This is a genomic window from Nonomuraea sp. NPDC050790 (assembly GCF_044456745.1).
Taxonomy (GTDB): domain Bacteria; phylum Actinomycetota; class Actinomycetes; order Streptosporangiales; family Streptosporangiaceae; genus Nonomuraea.
The window spans coordinates 131,711-149,679 of the sequence record NZ_JBITGF010000003.1 but is presented as its reverse complement, the minus strand read 5'-3'; the positions used below and the strand labels follow the sequence as shown (position 1 = coordinate 149,679).

18 protein-coding genes are annotated in these 17,969 nt (G+C 70.1%); 12 read left to right on the top strand and 6 right to left on the bottom strand.

Annotation, left to right across the window (positions count from 1 at the left end; genetic code table 11):
* Positions 1–542: 542 nt before the first annotated feature.
* Together ACIBEJ_RS15575 and ACIBEJ_RS15570 are read right to left on the bottom strand one after the other, a co-directional pair.
* A complete protein-coding gene (locus ACIBEJ_RS15575) occupies positions 543–1,742 on the bottom strand; it encodes a winged helix-turn-helix domain-containing protein (RefSeq protein ID WP_397183396.1) in 1,200 nt (399 codons plus the stop codon).
* A gap of 70 nt (positions 1,743–1,812) precedes the next feature.
* On the bottom strand, positions 1,813–2,055 hold the full coding sequence (locus ACIBEJ_RS15570; RefSeq protein WP_397183395.1) for an HGxxPAAW family protein: 243 nt from the start codon (positions 2,053–2,055) through the stop codon (positions 1,813–1,815).
* Between the two features lie 228 nt (positions 2,056–2,283).
* On the opposite strand from ACIBEJ_RS15570, the gene secA reads away from it, so the two are divergent.
* Positions 2,284–5,076 carry a preprotein translocase subunit SecA gene (secA, locus tag ACIBEJ_RS15565; protein ID WP_397183394.1) on the top strand — a complete coding sequence of 931 codons (2,793 nt, stop codon included), beginning with the start codon at positions 2,284–2,286 and terminating at the stop codon, positions 5,074–5,076.
* Positions 5,077–5,213: 137 nt separating this feature from the next.
* Here secA and ACIBEJ_RS15560 read toward each other — a convergent pair whose 3' ends face one another.
* The 4 genes from ACIBEJ_RS15560 to ACIBEJ_RS15545 all read right to left on the bottom strand — a co-directional run bounded on the left by ACIBEJ_RS15560 (position 5,214) and on the right by ACIBEJ_RS15545 (position 9,618).
* Positions 5,214–5,633 carry an Rv3235 family protein gene (locus ACIBEJ_RS15560; RefSeq protein ID WP_397183392.1) on the bottom strand — a complete coding sequence of 140 codons (420 nt, stop codon included), beginning with the start codon at positions 5,631–5,633 and terminating at the stop codon, positions 5,214–5,216.
* 227 nt (positions 5,634–5,860) lie between these two features.
* Positions 5,861–7,156, bottom strand: coding sequence for a PTS transporter subunit EIIC (locus ACIBEJ_RS15555; protein WP_397183391.1), 1,296 nt, complete (start codon positions 7,154–7,156; stop codon positions 5,861–5,863).
* A 372-nt stretch (positions 7,157–7,528) separates the two neighbouring features.
* Positions 7,529–8,869, bottom strand: a complete 1,341-nt coding sequence (locus tag ACIBEJ_RS15550) for a PTS transporter subunit EIIC (RefSeq protein WP_397183390.1) — start codon at positions 8,867–8,869, stop codon at positions 7,529–7,531.
* Positions 8,870–8,880: 11 nt separating this feature from the next.
* Positions 8,881–9,618, bottom strand: a complete 738-nt coding sequence (locus ACIBEJ_RS15545) for a GntR family transcriptional regulator (RefSeq protein ID WP_397183389.1) — start codon at positions 9,616–9,618, stop codon at positions 8,881–8,883.
* 104 nt (positions 9,619–9,722) lie between these two features.
* Here ACIBEJ_RS15545 and ACIBEJ_RS15540 point away from each other — a divergent pair, with 104 nt between their 5' ends.
* From ACIBEJ_RS15540 to ACIBEJ_RS15490, 11 genes are all read left to right on the top strand, one after another.
* A complete protein-coding gene (locus ACIBEJ_RS15540; RefSeq protein ID WP_397183388.1) occupies positions 9,723–10,757 on the top strand; it encodes an SIS domain-containing protein in 1,035 nt (344 codons plus the stop codon).
* Positions 10,758–10,807: 50 nt separating this feature from the next.
* Positions 10,808–11,044: a glucose PTS transporter subunit EIIB gene (locus ACIBEJ_RS15535; protein ID WP_397183387.1), complete on the top strand. Its 237-nt coding sequence runs from the start codon at positions 10,808–10,810 to the stop codon at positions 11,042–11,044.
* A gap of 11 nt (positions 11,045–11,055) precedes the next feature.
* The gene (locus tag ACIBEJ_RS15530; RefSeq protein WP_397183386.1) at positions 11,056–11,502 is read left to right on the top strand and encodes a PTS glucose transporter subunit IIA; all 447 of its coding nucleotides are present in this window, start codon (positions 11,056–11,058) and stop codon (positions 11,500–11,502) included.
* Between the two features lie 5 nt (positions 11,503–11,507).
* A complete protein-coding gene (locus ACIBEJ_RS15525; RefSeq protein WP_397183385.1) occupies positions 11,508–12,128 on the top strand; it encodes an HAD family hydrolase in 621 nt (206 codons plus the stop codon).
* A gap of 44 nt (positions 12,129–12,172) precedes the next feature.
* Entirely contained in the window at positions 12,173–12,430 is a 258-nt protein-coding gene (locus ACIBEJ_RS15520; protein WP_397183384.1) for an HPr family phosphocarrier protein, read from the top strand.
* Positions 12,427–14,100: a phosphoenolpyruvate--protein phosphotransferase gene (gene ptsP, locus ACIBEJ_RS15515; RefSeq protein WP_397183383.1), complete on the top strand. Its 1,674-nt coding sequence runs from the start codon at positions 12,427–12,429 to the stop codon at positions 14,098–14,100. The genes ACIBEJ_RS15520 and ptsP overlap by 4 nt, the downstream gene beginning before the upstream one ends.
* A gap of 44 nt (positions 14,101–14,144) precedes the next feature.
* Entirely contained in the window at positions 14,145–15,431 is a 1,287-nt protein-coding gene (gene nagZ, locus ACIBEJ_RS15510; protein WP_397183382.1) for a beta-N-acetylhexosaminidase, read from the top strand.
* A gap of 30 nt (positions 15,432–15,461) precedes the next feature.
* Positions 15,462–16,130 carry an HAD family hydrolase gene (locus ACIBEJ_RS15505; protein WP_397183381.1) on the top strand — a complete coding sequence of 223 codons (669 nt, stop codon included), beginning with the start codon at positions 15,462–15,464 and terminating at the stop codon, positions 16,128–16,130.
* Positions 16,131–16,162: 32 nt separating this feature from the next.
* Positions 16,163–16,672 carry a DUF6912 family protein gene (locus tag ACIBEJ_RS15500; protein ID WP_397183380.1) on the top strand — a complete coding sequence of 170 codons (510 nt, stop codon included), beginning with the start codon at positions 16,163–16,165 and terminating at the stop codon, positions 16,670–16,672.
* A gap of 98 nt (positions 16,673–16,770) precedes the next feature.
* Positions 16,771–17,223, top strand: a complete 453-nt coding sequence (locus tag ACIBEJ_RS15495; RefSeq protein ID WP_397183379.1) for a DUF2690 domain-containing protein — start codon at positions 16,771–16,773, stop codon at positions 17,221–17,223.
* 112 nt (positions 17,224–17,335) lie between these two features.
* Positions 17,336–17,962 (top strand): HAD family hydrolase, encoded by a 627-nt coding sequence (locus ACIBEJ_RS15490; RefSeq protein ID WP_397183378.1) that lies wholly within the window; start codon positions 17,336–17,338, stop codon positions 17,960–17,962.
* The last annotated feature ends 7 nt before the right edge of the window (positions 17,963–17,969 follow it).

Here is a 17,969-nt window from a genome sequence, read left to right as displayed (position 1 = left end):
CGCGAGCCCTAGTCGCTGCTCCCTGGGCGCCACGCCTGCGACCCCTTCCCTGTGCCCGCGTTCCTTCCCCGGGAATGCCGCGGTCCCTCAGTCGCGTCCGCCCGCAGGCCCGCGAACCCCCAGTCGCGTGCTTGGAAGCTCGGCCCTCGCCGCCGGTCCACGCCCGCCTCACGGTTCGCCGCTGCGCCCCCGCTCTGGCCTCCGCCTGCCTCGCGGTTTCGCCTTCGTCCCGCCCCTGGCGTCACGCTCTCCACCACCCCGTGCGAAGGGTTGGGCACACGAGTGTCCCGGAAGGGACGCGTGGCGCCCTGCGGCACGCAGGTGTCTGGGTAACCCGGGTGCCCGAGCAGGGAGCCTGACGCCACGGGCAGGCAGGGGGCCAGGGCAAACGGGGTGCCCCGGGTCCCGAGCGGTGGGCTTCGGGGTCGGAGGGGTGGGCCTCGGAGTGGGTGCCGTCCGCGGGACTGGGTTGGCGCTCGGGTTCAGTGGGAGGGCAAGCGGGGTGGTCGGGTTAGGGGTGTGGTTGGGCGGAGGGGGAGGGGTTAGAGGGTGTGGTCGGGTGGAGGGGTTGGGGTGAGGGTTAGGTAGGTGGTTAGGGAGGGGTCGGCGCGGTCTACTCGGATGGTGTCGCAGCCGACCCACGATGCCGCCTCCCACAGCGCATCGCGGACCTGGTCGCCCCACTTGGCCACCGACAGGCCGGGCTCCAGGCTGATCTGGCGGGCCACGAAGGTGGTGCCCTCTCGGCCCGGGTCCACGCGGCCGATGAGTCTGCCTCCGGCCAGGATCGGCATGGTGAAGTAGCCGTGGACGCGCTTGTGCTTGGGGACGTACAGCTCCAGCGTGTAGTCGAAGCCGAACACGCGTGACGTGCGACCCCGGTGCCAGATGAGCGAGTCGAACGGGGAGACCAGCGTGGCGCGGTGGCGGCCGCGCGGGGCGGATTCCAGGGCGACCGGGTCGGCCCACGCCTTGGCGGGCTTGCCCTTCTGGCCCCAACCGGCGACCTCCACCGGCAACAGCCCGGCCGCGCCGGAGGCCAGGGACTCCTCCAGGATCGAGCGGTGGTGGTTGCGCACGCGCAGGAAGTCGACGAGGTCGGTGGTGGTGGCCACGCCCAGGGAACGGCCCGCCACACCGGCCAGCCGTACGACGCACTGCTCGTCGGTGAGGTCCTGGGCCAGCAGGTCGGCGGGGACGGCACGTTCGGCCAGGTCGTAGACGCGCCGCCAGCCCACGCGGCGGGTGCAGACGAGTTCGCCGATGTCGAGCAGCCACTCCAGGCCGACCTTGGAGTCGGACCAGTCCCACCAGGGGCCGCCGTTCTTGGCGCCGCCGACGTCGGCGGTGGTGATGGGGCCGCTCTGCCGTACCTGGTCGAGGAGTTTGTCCACGCCGTCGGGGACCTGGTGCCAGCGGAAGCGGCGCTCGCGGTACGCGCGGCGGCGGAAGGAGTAGAGCGGCCAGTGCTCGATGGGCAGGATGCAGGCGGCGTGGCACCAGTACTCGAAGCTCTGGGCGGGGTCGTGCCAGTAGGCGCGCTCGACCTTCTGCCTGCCGACCGGGCCCAGCCGGGCGTAGGCGACCAGTTCGTGGGAGCGGGCCAGCACCGAGACGGTGTCGAGCTGCACGGCGCCGAGCCTGCGCAGCACGGCGTGCGGGCCGCCCTTGCGTCCGTCCGAGCCCAGCAGGCCCTGGGCGCGCAGGATGATGCGGCGGGCGTCGTCGGCGGTCAGGAGCATGTCGGGAATGGTAACGGGGGGTACCGACAGAACGGCGGGCACCGCCCGGGTGCCCGCCGTCGTGGAGGTCCTAGCGGTGGTGTTCTGCTCGCATGCCGACCCGCGGCGCGTCGATGACGACGTCCGACATGATGTCGAACACGAGCGCGAGGATGGCGCCCACGACGACGAGGCCGATGCCGATCCAGATCATCAGCCAGCTCTCCAGGGGCATGCCGATCCCGGCGACGACGAAGCCCGCGAGGGCGACCGTCACAGCGAGCCAAGACGACGCGCGGCCGGCGTGATTGCCTAGGTTTTGTCCGCCTGACATGGCCTTGTCCTTCCTATGTTCTCCCGCCAGCCAGTCATTGGTGCGAGATCGGTCTACTTCGGCATACGCTCTGCCGAAACACCATTCTCCCAGAAGGGGGATGCGGGTGGCCCGTCGCATTGGCTGTGTCTGGTAGCGAGACCGCCTACGATGGCAACGGGGAAGTTTGTCTCGGCCTCTCCTCCTGGCGGCGCCGCCGGGGTAGACCTGCGAGGAGCTTTACATAAAGTGGCAGCCATTCTCGACAAGATCCTACGTGCCGGCGAAGGCAAGACCCTCCGCAAGCTGAAGCGCATCGCCGATCAGGTCAACTCCATCGAGGACGACTTCAGGAGTATGTCCGACGCGGAACTGCGCGCGCTCACGGACGAGTACAAACAGCGCTACGCCGACGGCGAGTCCCTTGACGATCTGCTTCCCGAAGCGTTCGCGACCGTGCGCGAGGGCGCCAGGCGCGTGCTCGGCCAGCGGCACTTCGACGTGCAGATCATGGGTGGGGCCGCGCTCCACATGGGCAACATCGCGGAGATGAAGACCGGTGAGGGCAAGACCCTCACCTGTACGCTCCCGGCCTACCTGAACGCGCTCGCCGGCAAGGGCGTCCACGTCATCACCGTGAACGACTACCTGGTACGCGTCGGCGCCGAGAACATGGGCCGCATCTACCGCTTCCTCGGCCTCGAGGTCGGGATGATCCTGTCCGGCCAGCAGCCCGACGAGCGGCGCAAGCAGTACGAGGCGGACATCACCTACGGCACCAACAACGAGTTCGGCTTCGACTACCTGCGCGACAACATGGCGTGGTCGCTGGACGAGTGCGTGCAGCGCGGCCACAACTTCGCCATCGTCGACGAGGTCGACTCCATCCTCATCGACGAGGCCCGTACGCCGCTGATCATCTCCGGCCCCGGCGAGCAGTCCGGCAAGTGGTACGCCGAGTTCGCCAAGATCGTTCCCAGGCTCCGCCGCGGCGTCGAGGCCAAGAACCCGGGCGAGGAGAGCACCGGCGACTACATCGTCGACGAGAAGAAGCGCACCGTCGGCATCCTCGAGGACGGCGTCGCCAAGGTCGAGGACTGGCTCGGCATCGACAACCTGTACAAGCCCGAGCACACCCACCTGGTCGGCTTCCTGAACAACGCCCTGAAGGCGAAGGAACTGTTCAAGAAGGACAAGGACTACATCGTCGCCGACGGCGAGGTGCTCATCGTCGACGAGTTCACCGGCCGCATCCTGCACGGCCGGCGCTACAACGAGGGCATGCACCAGGCCATCGAGGCCAAGGAGAGCGTGAAGGTCAAGGACGAGAACCAGACGCTCGCCACCGTCACCCTCCAGAACTACTTCCGCCTCTACGAGAAGCTGTCCGGCATGACCGGCACCGCCGTCACCGAGGCCAACGAGTTCCACCAGACCTACAAGCTCGGCGTGGTCCCGATCCCGACCAACCGCCCGATGATCCGCAAGGACCAGGCGGACGTGGTCTACAAGACCGAGGACGCCAAGTTCGCCGCCGTGGTCGAGGACATCGTCGAGCGCAACAGGGCCGGTCAGCCGGTCCTGATCGGCACCACTTCGGTGGAGAAGTCCGAGAGGCTGTCGAAGGCGCTCAAGCGGCGCGGCGTACAGCATGAGGTGCTCAACGCGAAGAACCACGCGCGCGAGGCCGCGATCGTGGCCGAGGCGGGCCGCAAGGGCGCCGTCACCGTCGCGACCAACATGGCCGGACGAGGCACCGACATCATGCTCGGCGGCAACGTCGAGTTCCGTGCCGACCTCGACCTGCGCGCCAAGGGCCTCGACCCGGTCGACACTCCGGAGGAGTACGAGAAGGCCTGGCCGGAGGCGCTGGAGAAGACCAAGAGCGCGGTGCAGGCGGAGCACGACGAGGTGACCGAGCTGGGCGGCCTGTACGTCCTGGGCACCGAGCGCCACGAGTCGCGCCGCATCGACAACCAGTTGCGCGGTCGCGCCGGCCGCCAGGGCGACCCGGGCGAGTCCCGTTTCTACCTCTCGCTCGGCGACGACCTGATGCGCCTGTTCAACTCGGCCAGGGTCGAGATGATCATGACCAGGCTCAACATCCCGGACGACCAGCCGATCGAGTCCGGCATCGTCTCCAAGGCCATCGCCTCCGCCCAGCACCAGGTCGAGCAGCAGAACTTCGAGATCCGCAAGGAAGTTCTGAAGTACGACGAGGTCATGAACCGCCAGCGCAAGGTCATCTACGCCGAGCGCCACCGCGTCCTCGAAGGCGCCGACCTGCACGAGCAGGTGCGCGGCTTCATCGGCGACGTGGTCGAGGGCTACGTGGCCGGCGCCACCGCGGAGGGCTTCGCCGAGGAGTGGGACCTCGACAAGCTGTGGAAGGCGTTCGGCGAGCTCTACCCGGTCTCGATCAAGCTGGAGGACCTGGTCGAGGAGGCCGGCGGCCGTGAGGAGCTGACCGCCGAGCTGATCACCGCGAAGGTCAAGGAGGACGCGCTCAAGGCGTACGACCGGCGCGAGGAGGAGCTCGGCCCCGAGGCGACCCGCGAGTTCGAGCGCCGCGTCATCCTGTCGGTCCTCGACCGCAAGTGGCGCGAGCACCTCTACGAGATGGACTACCTGCGCGAGGGCATCGGCATGCGGGCCTACGCGCAGAAGGACCCGCAGATCGAGTACCAGCGCGAGGGCTTCGAGATGTTCTCCGGGATGCTTGAGGGCATCAAGGAGGACTCGGTCGGCTTCCTCTTCAACATCGAGGTCGAGGTTCAGGAGAACCCGATCGTCGAGGAGGAGGACACGATGATGGCCGAGACCCGCTCGATCATCGCGCGCGGCCTGCGCGGCCCCGAGCGTCCCGCCGAGCTGGAGTACTCCGCGCCCGGTGAGCAGGGCGAGGTCGAGCACACCAAGGTCCGCACGACCGCCGCCGAGCGCGCCGCCTACGGCAACGTCGAGCGCAACGCGCCGTGCCCGTGCGGCTCGGGCAAGAAGTTCAAGCGCTGCCACGGCGACCCCAAGAACACCGCCGCCTAGCCGAGCACTGCGAAAGGTCCCCCGCCGGGTGCGGGGGACCTTTTTCGCGGGTACGGCCTTTCGCGCGTACATTCGCGGGTACGGCCTTTCGCGCGTACAGCGGTCTCAAGGCGATTTTCCGGTACGGCTGCCGCGTGTCAGGCGGTCTCGAAGTCGGTGCACACCCACTGGACTCCCCGGCGCTCCAGGCGCACGGCCAGCACGCGGCTGCGGTCGCCGCCGTGCACCAGCAGGCACATCTCGATCGCCCCGTCCCTCGGCTCGTTGACGTGCGGCACCCCGACGAACGGCGGCCGTTCGGTCTCCAGCATGCGCCCAGCATGGAGCAGTTCGTGGTAGGCCCGGTCGGTGAACCGGTCGGCGAGGTTCTCGGCCGGTCGCCGCCCGGACAGCACCTCGGCCAGCGCCTGCCCGAACAGCCGCAGCCGCCGCTCGTCCGGCTGCGCTCCCGACGGGCCCCAGATGAACGGCTTCAGGGCCAGCGAGCCGTCGACGCGGGGCCGGTCGCCGTCGTAGGGCGGCTCGGGCAGCGGGAGGATTCCGATTTCTGGGGACACGGGGCTCCTTCAGGGGGTCGGATCGGAGTCGTAAGAAGGAGTTTTCGGCCACGCCGTCAGATACTCCGGCACCGGACTTTCTCGCCGGGACCGCCGGTATGCGGAGAATGGCGAAAAAGATCATCTCTGGTTGGGGCTCCAGGTTTGCCGCGCATGATCGTGTTAGGGACGGGCGGCGCGGGCTTGCGACCGGCGCGAAATCCTTTCGGACGCCGTGAAACCCGCGGTCAGGCCGCGGTGGAATCCGCCGGACTGGGCGTGTCCTCCGGCTCGCGGCCGGGGGTGGGGATGTTCAGGCGCCGGATCAGGAACGAGAACAAGACGTAATACAGCGCGAAATAGGCCAGTCCGATCAGGATGATCAGGCCGAGGCCCCACGTGTTCGACTTGCTGGCGTTCAGGAGCATGTCGAACAGTCCCGCCGAGAAGTTGAAGCCGAGCCGCGTGTCCAGCGCGGCCATCAGCGCCATCGACGCCCCGGTCAGCAACGCGTGGGCGACGAACAGCAGCGGCGCCACGAAGATGAACGCGAACTCGACCGGCTCGGTGATGCCCGTCACGAACGCCGTCAGCGCGCCGCCGACCATGATGCTGCCCACCGCGGCCCGCCGGTGCTTGGGCGCCGCGCGCCAGATGGCCAGGGCCGCGCCGGGGATGCCGAACATCAGCACCGGGAAGAAGCCGGTCATGAAGATGCCCGCGCCCTGCTGGCCGATGGCGTAGCACTTGAGGTCGCCGGCCGCGTGGACGCCGTTGACCGTGCACTCCGGGATGACGGTCCAGACGATCGAGTTGATGAAGTGGTGCAGGCCGAGGGGGATGAGGAAGCGGTTGGCCACGCCGTACACACCGGCGCCGAGGGCGGAGTTGGTGGCCAGCCAGTCGCCGAAGGAGGTGAGGGCCTGGCCGATCGGCGGCCAGATCAGGCCGATGACGACACCGAGCGCCAGAGCGGCCACGGCCGTCACGATGGGGACGAACCGCCTGCCGCCGAAGAAGGCCAGCCAGGTGGGGAGCTTGATCCGGTAGTAGCGCTGCCATAGGACGGCGGCCACGAGCCCGATCAGGATGCCGCCGAGCACCCCCGTGGGTTGCGCGGAGGCCGCCTGGTTGATGACCCTTGTGCCGTCCGCGAGGGTCTGCGTGACCTTGTCGTGTACGGCCGGCGCGCTCGACTCGAAGAACATCCGCCGCGTCACCTGGTCGAACACCAGATACCCCACCAAAGCCGCCAGAGCCGTCGATCCATCCGCCTTCTTCGCGAACCCGATCGCCACGCCCAGCGCGAACAGCAGCGGCAGGTTGTCGAACAGCGCCCCGCCGGCCGCCGCGAAGATCGCGGCCACCCGGTCAAGGAAGGCGTTGTCGGTACGGCCCAGCAGGTCGTCCTGTCCGAACCTGAGCAGGAGGCCGGCGGCCGGAAGGACGGCGATGGGCAGCATGAGGGAACGGCCGATGCGCTGCAGGACGGCGAAGGCGGAGCCCCAGAAGGACGTGCCGGCCTCGGCGCTCGTGGTGCTCATGGTTCCCCCCGGAAGATCAGCCGGGGGATGGAGGATTCCTACCACGCGCACGCACCCCAAAACCAGGACCGAACCACCCCAAGCGGCCCTCCACAGCCGGGGTTGCCGGGGCGGACCACTCCGGGCAACCCCAGGGAGAAGGGCCTGCATTGGAAGACACGCGGGGTGTGGCGGCCCGCGTGGGGGCGGGGTCAGGGACTGGCTGGAGCGCCCGACAGGCGACGCGCTGGTGGGGTGGGGTTGCGCGGGCCCAGGGTGGCCCCATCAGGTGGACAACGCGAGGGCGGGCGGGCTACGCGCTGGTGGGGGTGGGGCAGCGGAGGCCAAGGCCAAGGGAGGCCCGTGGCGCTGGTGCGGTGGGTTGCGTGGGGGTTAGGGGTCGTGGGTTCGGGGGGTTGGGGTGGTTTCGCCGGAGTCCAGGTCGGGTTCTGGTTCGCGGCCCGGTGTCATGAAGTTGAAGCGCCGGATCAGGAACGTGAAGACGACGTAGTAGACGACGCCGTACACCACCCCCAGCACCAGGATCCCGACCACGTTCTGGGTGTTGGACTTGCCGATGTTGAGCAGCATGTCCAGCAGCCCGGCCGAGAAGCCGAAGCCCAACTGGCCACCGATCAGCGCGGTCAGCGCCATCGCCGCCCCGGTCAGAAGGGCGTGCACGACCAGCAGCAGCGGCGCCACGAAGATGAAGGCGAACTCGATCGGCTCGGTGACGCCGGTGACGAAGGAGGCGAGGGCGGCCGAGAGCATGATGCCGCCCACGGTCGCGCGCCGGTGTTTGGGGGCCGCGCGCCACATGGCCAGCGCCGCGGCGGGCAGCGCGAACATCATCACCGGGAAGAACCCGGCCATGAACTCCCCGGCGTTCGGGTCGCCGGCGAAGTAGCAGTTCCAGTCGCCGCTGTAGACCCGGCCGCCGACCTCGCACTGCGGCACGACGTACCAGACGATGGAGTTGACGAAGTGGTGCAGGCCGAGGGGGATGAGCAGCCGGTTGACGAGGCCGTAGATGCCCGCGCCGAGCGGGCCGAGGTTGGCGAGACCCTCGCCCGCGTGGGAGATCCATTCGCCGAGCAGCGGCCAGGCCCAGCCGACGACGACGCCGAGCAGGAGGGCGACGATGGAGGTGATGATCGGCACGAACCGCCGCCCGCCGAAGAAGGCCAGCCACGAGGGCAGTTTGATGCGGTAGAAGCGTTGCCAGAGCAGGGCCGCGACCAGGCCCATCATGATGCCGCCGAGGACCTTGGTGGGGTTCTGCAGGCCGTAGTCGATGATCTCCTTGACGCCTTCGGGCGTGGCCTCCCTGATCAGCACGGTGTCGCGGATGCCGGAGCCGAAGAACATGACCTTGGTGACGCGGTCGAAGACCAGGTAGCCGACGACGGCGGCGAGCGCGGTGCTGCCGTCGGACCTGCGGGCGAAGCCGATGGCGACGCCGACGGCGAAGATCAGCGGGAGGTTCTCGAACAGGGCGGAGCCCGCGGCGTCGATGACCGCGGCGACGCTGCTCATCCAGGCGAATCCCGCGACGTCGGCCAGGCCGCCCGGCGCGGCGCCGTTGGAGCCGAGCATGTCGGGCTGGCCGAAGCGCATCAGCAACCCGGCCGCGGGCAGCGCGGCGATCGGGAGCATGAGGGAGCGGCCTAACCGCTGCAGCACGTTCATGACGCGGGAGAGCGGCGACGGAGCGGCCGCGGTGGTCTCGTTCACTGCGGGGGTCCTCAGCGTCGAGCGGGCATTTCCAGGATGGTGCGCAACTGGTAGCGGTCGGCCCGGTAGGTGGACACGCCCAGTTCGGCGCAGACGCCGCCGGAGAAGGACCGGCGCTGGAGCAGGAGTACGGCTCCGCCGCGCGGCAGCTTCAGCAGGTCGGCGTCGCTGGGGTCGGCGATGCCGCCGTCGATGGTGAGCTCTCCGGCGTCCATGACGAGGCCGTACTGGCTCTCCAGCAGCTCATACAGGGATCTGTCGGAAAGGTCGTGGTCGGCCAGGTCGGGGGCCAGCTTCACCGGGATGTGCGCGCGCTCGATGGACAGGGGTTCCCCGTCGGCGGTACGCAGCCGCTCGATGAAGTGGACCTCCTCGCCGGGCTGGATGCCCAGTTCCTTGGCCAGGTGGGCGCTGGCGCGCACGACCCGGCGGTCCAGGTCGCGGGAGCCGGGCTCCATGCCGCGGGCGCGCATGTCGTCGGTGAACGAGGTGAGCTGGAGCGCCAGCTCGATCTTGGGGCGGGCGACGAAGGTGCCCTTTCCCGGCACCCGGTGCAGTCTCCCCTCGGACACCAGGTGGTCGACGGCCTGCCGTACCGTCATTCTGGACAGGCCGAAACGCTGGCAGAGCTCGCGCTCGGACGGGATCGCCGCGCCGATGCTGAGCTCGTTGCTGTCGATGAGGTCCAGCAGGATCTCGCGCAGTTGGAAGTACTTGGGCACCGGGCTGTCCGGATCGATGTGCGCCACGGATCCTCCCCTCGATCTGACCTGGTCGATGAGCTATGGTTCGTACTGGTCTAGTCCGGACTAGACCACATGCCGGAATTATCAGTCAAGCCGATGAGGACAAGATGACCACGAAGATGCGCAGCGAGATCGCCGAGCAGCCCGCGGCGCTGCGGGCCACCCTGGACTCCTTGCTCCCCAGAGTCGATGAGGTCAGGGCGCTGGGCGAGCAGACCCGTCAGTTGCTCTTCATCGCGCGCGGTACCTCGGACAATGCCGCAGTCTACGGCCGCTACCTGGTCGAATCACACGCGGGTCGCCTCTCCGCGCTCGCCGCGCCGTCCATCGCGACCACCTACAAGCGCAAGCTCGACCTCGACGGCGTCCTGGCCGTGGCCATCTCGCAGTCGGGCCGCACCGAGGAGATCGTCGAGACCCTGGCCTGGGCCAAGGACTGCGGCGCCAAGACCGTGGGCGTCACCAACGGCGGTCCGGACAGCCCGCTCGCCCAGGCCGCCGACCTGGCCCTGGTCACGCTGGCCGGCGAGGAGAAGGCCGTACCGGCGACCAAGACCTACACCACGCAGCTCGCCGCGCTGGCCGTGCTCGCCCTGGGCCTGGGCGCGGACGTGGACGCCGACGACCTGCAGAAGGTCCCCGACGCGGTGGAGAAGCTGATCACCGACCCGGGCGACCTCGACGCCGTGGTCGAGGGCCTGTCGGACAAGCCGGGCGTGGTCGTCTCCGGCCGCGGCATGGCGTTCTCGACCGCGCTGGAGACCGCGCTCAAGCTCAAGGAGGCCTGCTACCTGCACGCCATGGGCCTGTCCTACGCCGACCTCCTGCACGGTCCGATCGCCGTCGTCGACGCCGACACCCCCGCGCTGCTGGTCGCCGCGGAGAACAGCCCGACCCTCGCGGGCACCGTCGCGCTCGCCGAGCGCGTCGTGGCCGCGGGCGCGTCCGCCTTCACCATCGGCGGAGGTACGGCTCTCGCCGGCGCGGGCACCGCCGCCCTGAACGGTCCCGACCTGCCCGAGTGGGTGGCCCCGATGGGCCTGATCGTGCCCGGTCAGTTGCTGACCGAGTCGCTGGCCCGCAGGCTCGGCATCGACCCCGACGCGCCGCGCGGACTCAACAAGGTGACCCAGACCGACTGATCACGGAGCGTCGTTTAGCCTGGTCGGAGAGTATTCAGGAGGAGGACCGGATGGCGACGGACGTAAACGCGATCATCGCGGGACTCGGCGGCGCCGAGAACATCATCGAGATCGAGCCCTGCATCACGCGCCTGCGCACCGAGGTGCACGACGCCGCGAAGGTGGACCAGGCCGCGCTCAAGGCGGCGGGCGCCCACGGCGTGATGGCGGCGGGGAACGTGGTCCAGGTCGTCGTGGGGCCCGAGGCCGACACGATCGCCAGCGACATCGAGGACATCATCGGTTAGAGGGCGAGACCATGACGACTGTTCTCGCCCCGGTCGAGGGGGCAGCAGTGGGGTTGGCGGCCGTGCCCGATCCGGTCTTCTCCGCGGGCATGGTGGGGCCGGGCACGGCCATCGACCCCTTGCGGGGACCGGGCAAGGCAGTTGCCCCGATACCCGGAAAAATCATGAAACTGCATCCGCATGCCTACGTCATCGTGGGGGACGACGGCAGAGGCGTGCTGGTGCACCTGGGCATCGACACCGTCCAGCTCAAGGGGGAGGGGTTCCAGTTGCTGGCGGCCGAGGGGGACCGGGTCAGCGCCGGTCAGCCGGTCGTCGCCTGGGACCCCGCGGCCATCGAGGCCGGCGGCCGCTCGCCGGTCTGCCCGGTGGTCGCACTGGATGCGGCGGCCGAGTCGGTGACCGGCGTCGCGGAGGGGGAGGTTCACGTGGGGGACGAGCTCTTCAGGTGGGACTAGCTCCGGTGGGAGTCGACACGGCCCTGTTCGACCTGGACGGGACGCTCATCAACACCGAGGCCCGCAGCATGGCCATGTGGCAGTTGCTGCTCGACAAGCACGACCTCAAGCAGGACGTCCGCGTCTTCATGGGCCGCCGGGGCCGCGACGTCATCCCCGAGGTGTTCCCCGGCCACGACGTCGAGGAGCTGATCAGCGAGGTCTACGGCTACGACGACCACCCGGAGCTGCCGGAGATCGTGCCGGTTCCGGGCGCGGCCGAGCTGGTCCGCAAGGTCGCCGCGTACGGCTCGCCCATCGGCCTGGTCACCTCGGCCGGCCGGTTCTGGGCCGAGCAGCGCCTGGAGCAGGTGGGCGTACGCGAGCTGATCAGGGAGCTCGTGACGGCGGAGGACGTGGCGGTCGGCAAGCCGGACCCGGCGGGCTTCCTGCTGGGGGCCGAGCGGCTGGGCGCCGATCCGGCCGACTGCGTGGTGTTCGAGGACTCGCTGGCCGGCATCGCGGCGGCCAAGGCGGCCGGGATGCGCGTCGTCGGCGTCGCCACCTCCTACGCCGATCACGAGCTGGCCGGCGCCGACATCGTGGTGGCCGATCTCACAGCGGTCGAGTGGCCGCCCTTCACCTAAGGTTCAAACTGGTCTGGACCGCCATCATCAAGGAGGAAAGTCTCATGGCAGAGCGCAAGGCCGTCATCGCCGCGGAAGTGGGCCTGCACGCCCGTCCGGCGGCGACGTTCGTACAGACGGCCGCCAAGGCCACGATGGACGTCACCGTGGGCAAGGCCGGCGGCCCCCAGGTCAACGCGAAGAGCATCCTGTCGGTCATGGGGCTGGACGTCCGCCAGGGCGAGACCGTCGTGATCACGGCCGACGGCGAGGGTGCCGAGGCCGTGCTCGAAGAGCTGGTCAAGATAGCCGAGACGGCATGAAGGGGACGGGGGTCAGCCAGGGGATCGGTCACGGTCCCGCGTACGTCCTGACGGCCTCGGTGCCCGAACCCCCCGCGGGCCAGACCTACTCCGGCGAGGCCGACCAGGAGAAGGAGCGCGCTCTGGCCGCGCTCAAGCAGGTCGCCGGGGCCCTGGAGGCCCGCGGCGACAAGGCCGGTGGCGAGGCCAGGGAGATCCTGCAGGCGCAGGCCCTTATGGCCGAGGACCCCGGGCTGATCGTGGGCGTCAAGTCGCTCGTCGACGGCGGACTGGCCGCGCCGAGGGCCGTCTACGAGGCGTTCGGCAGGTACCGGGAGATGCTGGCCGGGGCCGGCGGGTATCTCGGGGAGCGGGTCGCCGACCTCGACGACATCCGCGACCGGGTGATCGCCCGGCTGACCGGGCAACCGCTGCCGGGGGTGCCGGTGGAGGCGGCGGAGCCGTACGTGCTGATCGCCCGTGACCTCGCGCCCGCCGACACCGCGCTGCTGTCGAAGGACGTGGTGGCCGCGTTCGTGACCGAGGAGGGCGGGCCGACCAGCCACACCGCGATCCTGGCCAGGGCGATGGGCGTGCCCGCCGTCGTGGCCTGCGCGGGCGCGACGACGATCACGCCGGGCGCCCGCGTGCTGGTCGACGGCTCCACCGGAGAGGTACGGCTGGAGCCGTCCGACGACGACGTGGCCACCGCGGAGGGGGCGCAGGAGAGCAGGCGGGCGGCGATCGCCGCGGTCCGCGGCCCCGGCCGCACCAAGGACGGGCATCCGGTGCCGCTCCTGGCCAACGTCGGCGGCCCGGCCGACCTCGACCCCGCGCTGGCCAACGGCGCCGAGGGCGTGGGGCTCTACCGCACGGAGTTCCTGTTCCTGGACCGCGCGCAGGCTCCCTCGCTCGAGGAGCAGGAGGCCGCCTACCGGGCGGTGCTGGAGGCGTTCCCCGGCGGCAAGGTCGTGGTGCGGACGCTGGACGCCGGGGCCGACAAGCCGCTGGCCTTCCTGAAGCCGCCCGCGCCCGAGCCGAACCCGGCGCTGGGGGAGCGGGGGCTGCGGATGTTCCGCGTGCATCCCGAGGTGATGGCCGTGCAACTGGCGGCGCTGGCCGCCGCGGCGCTCGGCACCGAGGCGGAGCTGCAGGTCATGGCGCCGATGGTGGCCACGGCCGAGGAGGCCAGGTGGTTCGCCGGGGCCTGCCGGGCCGCGGGGCTGCCGAGCGCGGGCGTGATGATCGAGGTGCCGGCGGCGGCGCTGCGCGCGGACAGGCTCGCCCAGGAGGTCGACTTCTTCTCGATCGGGACCAACGACCTGTCTCAGTACACCTTCGCCGCCGACCGGCAGGTGGGCGCCCTGGCCGGGCTGCAGGACCCGTGGCAGCCGGCGCTGCTCGACCTCGTCGCGGCCACCGCCACCGCCGCCGCCGACAACGGGCGGCCGTGCGGGGTCTGCGGGGAGTCGGCGGCCGATCCGGTGCTGGCCTGCGTGCTGGCCGGGCTCGGGGTGAGCTCGCTGTCGATGAGCGCCGCCGCGCTGCCGGCCGTACGGGCGGCGCTGGCGGTGAGCACGCTGGACGAGTGCGGGCGCGCGGCGTACGCGGCCAGGAGGCAGGCGACGGCGCGGCACGCGCGCGCGGCGGCACGCTCGAACCTGCCCGGACTCGCGGAGCTCGGACTTTAGCCCCCGGGACGCTCGCACGGCTGAGCCCGGTTACCGTGTTGGACATGGTTGGACGCATCGGCACCGCAGGCATGCTCGTCCTCGCCCTGGCCGCGTGCGCGGGCGGAGGGGGCGGGCCGGCGGCGCCGAGCTCGGCCTCGGCCGCCGCGCCCCCGAGCCCCGCCGCCTCCGTCTCCGCCCCGTCCAAGCCCACGGCGGGCGAGGTCGAGCGGCTGGTCGCGGCGATGAGCAGGGAGGAGAAGGTCGGGCAACTGTTCATGCCCGTCGTCTACGGCACCGCCGCCGACACCGTCTCCGGCGAGAACCAGGCCAGGTTCGGCGCCCAGACGCCCGCCAAGGTCGTCGCCAAGTACCACCTGGGCGGCGTGATCCTCTTCCCGGCCAACGTCAAGAGCAGCGCGCAGGTCGTCCGGCTGGCCAACGGGCTGCAGGACGCCTCCAGGCGGGTCCCGCTGCTCATCGGCACCGACCAGGAGAACGGCCTCGTCTCGCGGATGTCGGCGCTGATGACCGATCTGCCGAGCGCCGACCGGATCGGCGCCACCGGGGACACGGAGTTCTCGCGGGCGGTCGCCAAGGCCACCGGCGACGAGCTGAAGGCGCTCGGCGTCAACCTCGACTTCGCGCCGGTCGCCGACGTGAACCTCAACCCGCGCAACCCCGTGATCGGCCGGAGGGCGTTCGGCGACGACCCGGCCAAGGTCGCCAGGATGGTGAGCGCGGCGGTCAAGGGCTTCGGCGAGTCCGGGGTGGCCAGCACCGCCAAGCACTTCCCCGGGCACGGCGACACCGCCACCGACAGCCACACCGGGCTCCCGGTGATCAAGCACACCCGGGCACAGTGGGAGAAGCTGGACGCGCCGCCGTTCAGGGCCGCGATCGAGGCGGGCGTGGACGCGGTCATGAGCGCGCACATCGTGATGCCGAAGCTGGACAGGTCTGGCGACCCGGCCACGCTGTCCAGGCCCATCCTGACCGGGCTGCTGCGCGACGAGCTCGGCTTCAAGGGCGTGATCTCCACCGACGCCCTGAACATGGCCGGGGTGCGCAAGAAGTACGGCGACGGCGAGGTGGCGGTACGCGCCATCCTGGCCGGGGCCGACCTGCTGCTCATGCCGGCCGACTTCCCGAAGGCGTACAACGCGGTGCTGGGAGCGGTGAAGTCGGGCCGGATCTCCGCGGCGCGGCTGGACGCGTCGGTGACCAGGCTGCTCACGCTGCGGAAGAACCGCGGCTTCCTGACCGAGGCGCCCCGGGCCTCGGCCGAGCAGGCCGCGAAGGTGCTGCGCTCGGCCAAGCACAGGAAGCTGGCCGCGCGCGCCGCCGGTTAGCCGGCGTTCACGGGGAATTATCCTAGAACGATGTTCCAACACCGGGAGGTCTCCGTGATCACAGGGGTGCTGATCGACTGGGGCGGCGTGCTCACGACGAACCTGTCCGCGGCGATCGCCAAGTGGATCGAGGCCGACCGCATCGACGGCAACCACTACCGCGAGGTCATGCGCGAACTGGTCGACCAGGCTTACAACGGCCAGGGCGAGAACGTCGTCCACGCGCTGGAGCGCGGGGAGATCTCGGGCGCGGCGTTCGAGCGGGACCTGGCGGCGCGGCTGCGAACGGTGGACGGGCTGCCGCCGGAGGCCGAGGGGCTGCTGGTGCGGATGTTCGCCGCGTTCGACCGGGTGGACGTCATGTACGACATGCTGAGGCTGGCGAAAAAGGCCGGGATCAGGACCTGCCTGCTGTCGAACTCGTGGTCCGACACCTACCAGCGTGACGGCTGGGACGAGGTCTTCGACGCCGTGGTGATCTCCGGCGAGGTGGGCATGCGCAAACCGGAGCCGCGCATCTTCCAGCACGCGCTCGGGCTGGTGGGCCTGCCTGGCGGGAGCTGCGTGTTCGTCGACGACATCGAGGCGAACATCACCGCCGCCCGCGGCCTCGGCCTCACCGGCATCCACCACCGCGACGCGGACACGACCATCGCCGAACTCGAGACGCTCCTCCGCCTGCCGCTGCGGCGGGCATGATAAGAGCTCTTGATTTCTCGGAAAGGCACATCATGCGCGTCTATCTGCCGTGCACGCTCCCCGCGCTGGCCAAGGCCGTCGCCGCGGGCGAGATCGGCCCGGCCCCGTTGATCGGCTACGCGGTCACCCCCGCGCTGACCGAGTGGTACGCCTCGGGCGACACGGAGGAGCTCGAATACGTGGCGCTCACCGAGGCGGCCCGCGCCTCGCTGCGCATGCTGGCCGCCGACCGCGCCGACGGCGTGGACGCCGCCCCGCGGCGGGTGGTGGTCGCGGCCGAGGTCCCCGACGGGGCCCTCACCATGGGCGTGGACCTGGCCGAGCGGGCCAGGGTACGGCTGGCGGACTCGATCCCCCTGTCCAAGGTCGCCGCGGCCCACGTGGACGACCTCTACGCCATCCCCGACATCGAGGCGGCCATCGCCGCGCTCCCCGCCGCCGACGACGGCGACGACGACGCCCGCTTCACCTTGGACGGGGCCGAGGCGCACGAGCTGATGTGGTACGCGACCCAGGAGATCCCCCACCTGTTCACCAGTTAGGGCCGTCCCAAATCGCAGATTCTTCTTGACTCTTACGTGATGATTTCTTGTAGGCTGCCGGGGTTTACCCGCCGGATAACACGAAGGAGTCCGTCTCAGTGAGAATCCGAGCCGCAGTAGCCGGAGTGGCGGCCACGGGGGCGCTTCTGGCCATGATGTCTCCCGCCGCGCACGCCGCTCGGAACTACGACAAGCAGGACCCGTACAAGACCGGCTGTGCCGCCTCGGCGATCGTCGCGCGGCAGAGCACGCTGGTGCAGAAGGGCTCGAAGAGCAAGTACGGCACGATCAAGCTCATGTGGTCGCGCAAGTGCAAGACCAACTGGACCGAGATCTGGGTGTCCCCGCTCGACAGCGGCATCATCCGCGTCGTCCTGGCCAAGCCCAACGGCAACGGCAACAGGATGGTCCATTTCGACTACGGCAAGGGCAACGGCGGCCACCACTGGGGCGACATGATCGGCGGCGCGAACATCTGCGCCTGGGGCTACGCCGTGGCCAAGCGCACCAAGCTCTGGGCCAACGGAAAGACCGCACAGGCCTGCGGCTGATCACCATGGCTCGCGGCTGATCAGTTCGCGGGCGGCGGAGCCGTGACCCGTCGGGTCGCGGCTCCGCCGCGTTCACCGGAATGTCGCACCCGGCCGATACGATTGTCCTGACATGACGAAGCACATCATCTGGGACTGGAACGGTACCCTCTACCACGACATAGACGCGGTCGTCGGGGCGACCAACGAGGTCTTCAAGCCCTACGACCTGCCCATACTCGACGCCGACGGCTTCCGCGCCGTCTACACCCGCCCGATCTGGCTGGCCTATGAGCGCATGCTCGGCCGCGCGCTGGAGGAGGGCGAGTGGGAGCGGCTCGACGTCGGCTTCCACGAGCACTACTTCCGGCTGAGCGTCGCCTGCGGCCTGGCCGCCGACGCCCTGGCGACGTTGCGGGGCTGGGACGGCACGCAGTCGCTCTGCTCGATGGCGCCGCACGCGCACCTCGTGCCGCTGGTCGAGTCGTTCGCGATCCACCAGCACTTCACCAGGATCGACGGATTGCTCGGCACCACCGGAGGCGAGAAGGCGGAGCACATGAGCGCGCATCTGGCCGCCATCGGCGTGCGCCCCGCCGACGTCCTGGTGATCGGCGACAGCGTGGACGACGGGCTGGCCGCCCGGCACGTCGGCGCCCAGGCCGTCCTCTACACCGGCGGCATGACCACCAGGGCCGACCTCCAGGCCACGGGGTTGCCCGTCGTCGACACCCTGGCAGAGGCTCTGTCCTACGTGTGAGAAAGGC

Coding starts and splice junctions, on each gene's coding strand:
- ACIBEJ_RS15575 (WP_397183396.1), bottom strand. CDS start 1,742: ATGCTCCTGACCGCCGACGACGCCCGCCGCATCATCCTGCGCGCCCAG.
- ACIBEJ_RS15570 (WP_397183395.1), bottom strand. CDS start 2,055: ATGTCAGGCGGACAAAACCTAGGCAATCACGCCGGCCGCGCGTCGTCT.
- ACIBEJ_RS15555 (WP_397183391.1), bottom strand. CDS start 7,156: ATGAGCACCACGAGCGCCGAGGCCGGCACGTCCTTCTGGGGCTCCGCC.
- ACIBEJ_RS15540 (WP_397183388.1), top strand. CDS start 9,723: ATGACCACGAAGATGCGCAGCGAGATCGCCGAGCAGCCCGCGGCGCTG.
- ACIBEJ_RS15535 (WP_397183387.1), top strand. CDS start 10,808: ATGGCGACGGACGTAAACGCGATCATCGCGGGACTCGGCGGCGCCGAG.
- ACIBEJ_RS15530 (WP_397183386.1), top strand. CDS start 11,056: ATGACGACTGTTCTCGCCCCGGTCGAGGGGGCAGCAGTGGGGTTGGCG.
- ACIBEJ_RS15520 (WP_397183384.1), top strand. CDS start 12,173: ATGGCAGAGCGCAAGGCCGTCATCGCCGCGGAAGTGGGCCTGCACGCC.
- ptsP (WP_397183383.1), top strand. CDS start 12,427: ATGAAGGGGACGGGGGTCAGCCAGGGGATCGGTCACGGTCCCGCGTAC.
- nagZ (WP_397183382.1), top strand. CDS start 14,145: ATGGTTGGACGCATCGGCACCGCAGGCATGCTCGTCCTCGCCCTGGCC.
- ACIBEJ_RS15505 (WP_397183381.1), top strand. CDS start 15,462: ATGTTCCAACACCGGGAGGTCTCCGTGATCACAGGGGTGCTGATCGAC.
- ACIBEJ_RS15500 (WP_397183380.1), top strand. CDS start 16,163: ATGCGCGTCTATCTGCCGTGCACGCTCCCCGCGCTGGCCAAGGCCGTC.
- ACIBEJ_RS15490 (WP_397183378.1), top strand. CDS start 17,336: ATGACGAAGCACATCATCTGGGACTGGAACGGTACCCTCTACCACGAC.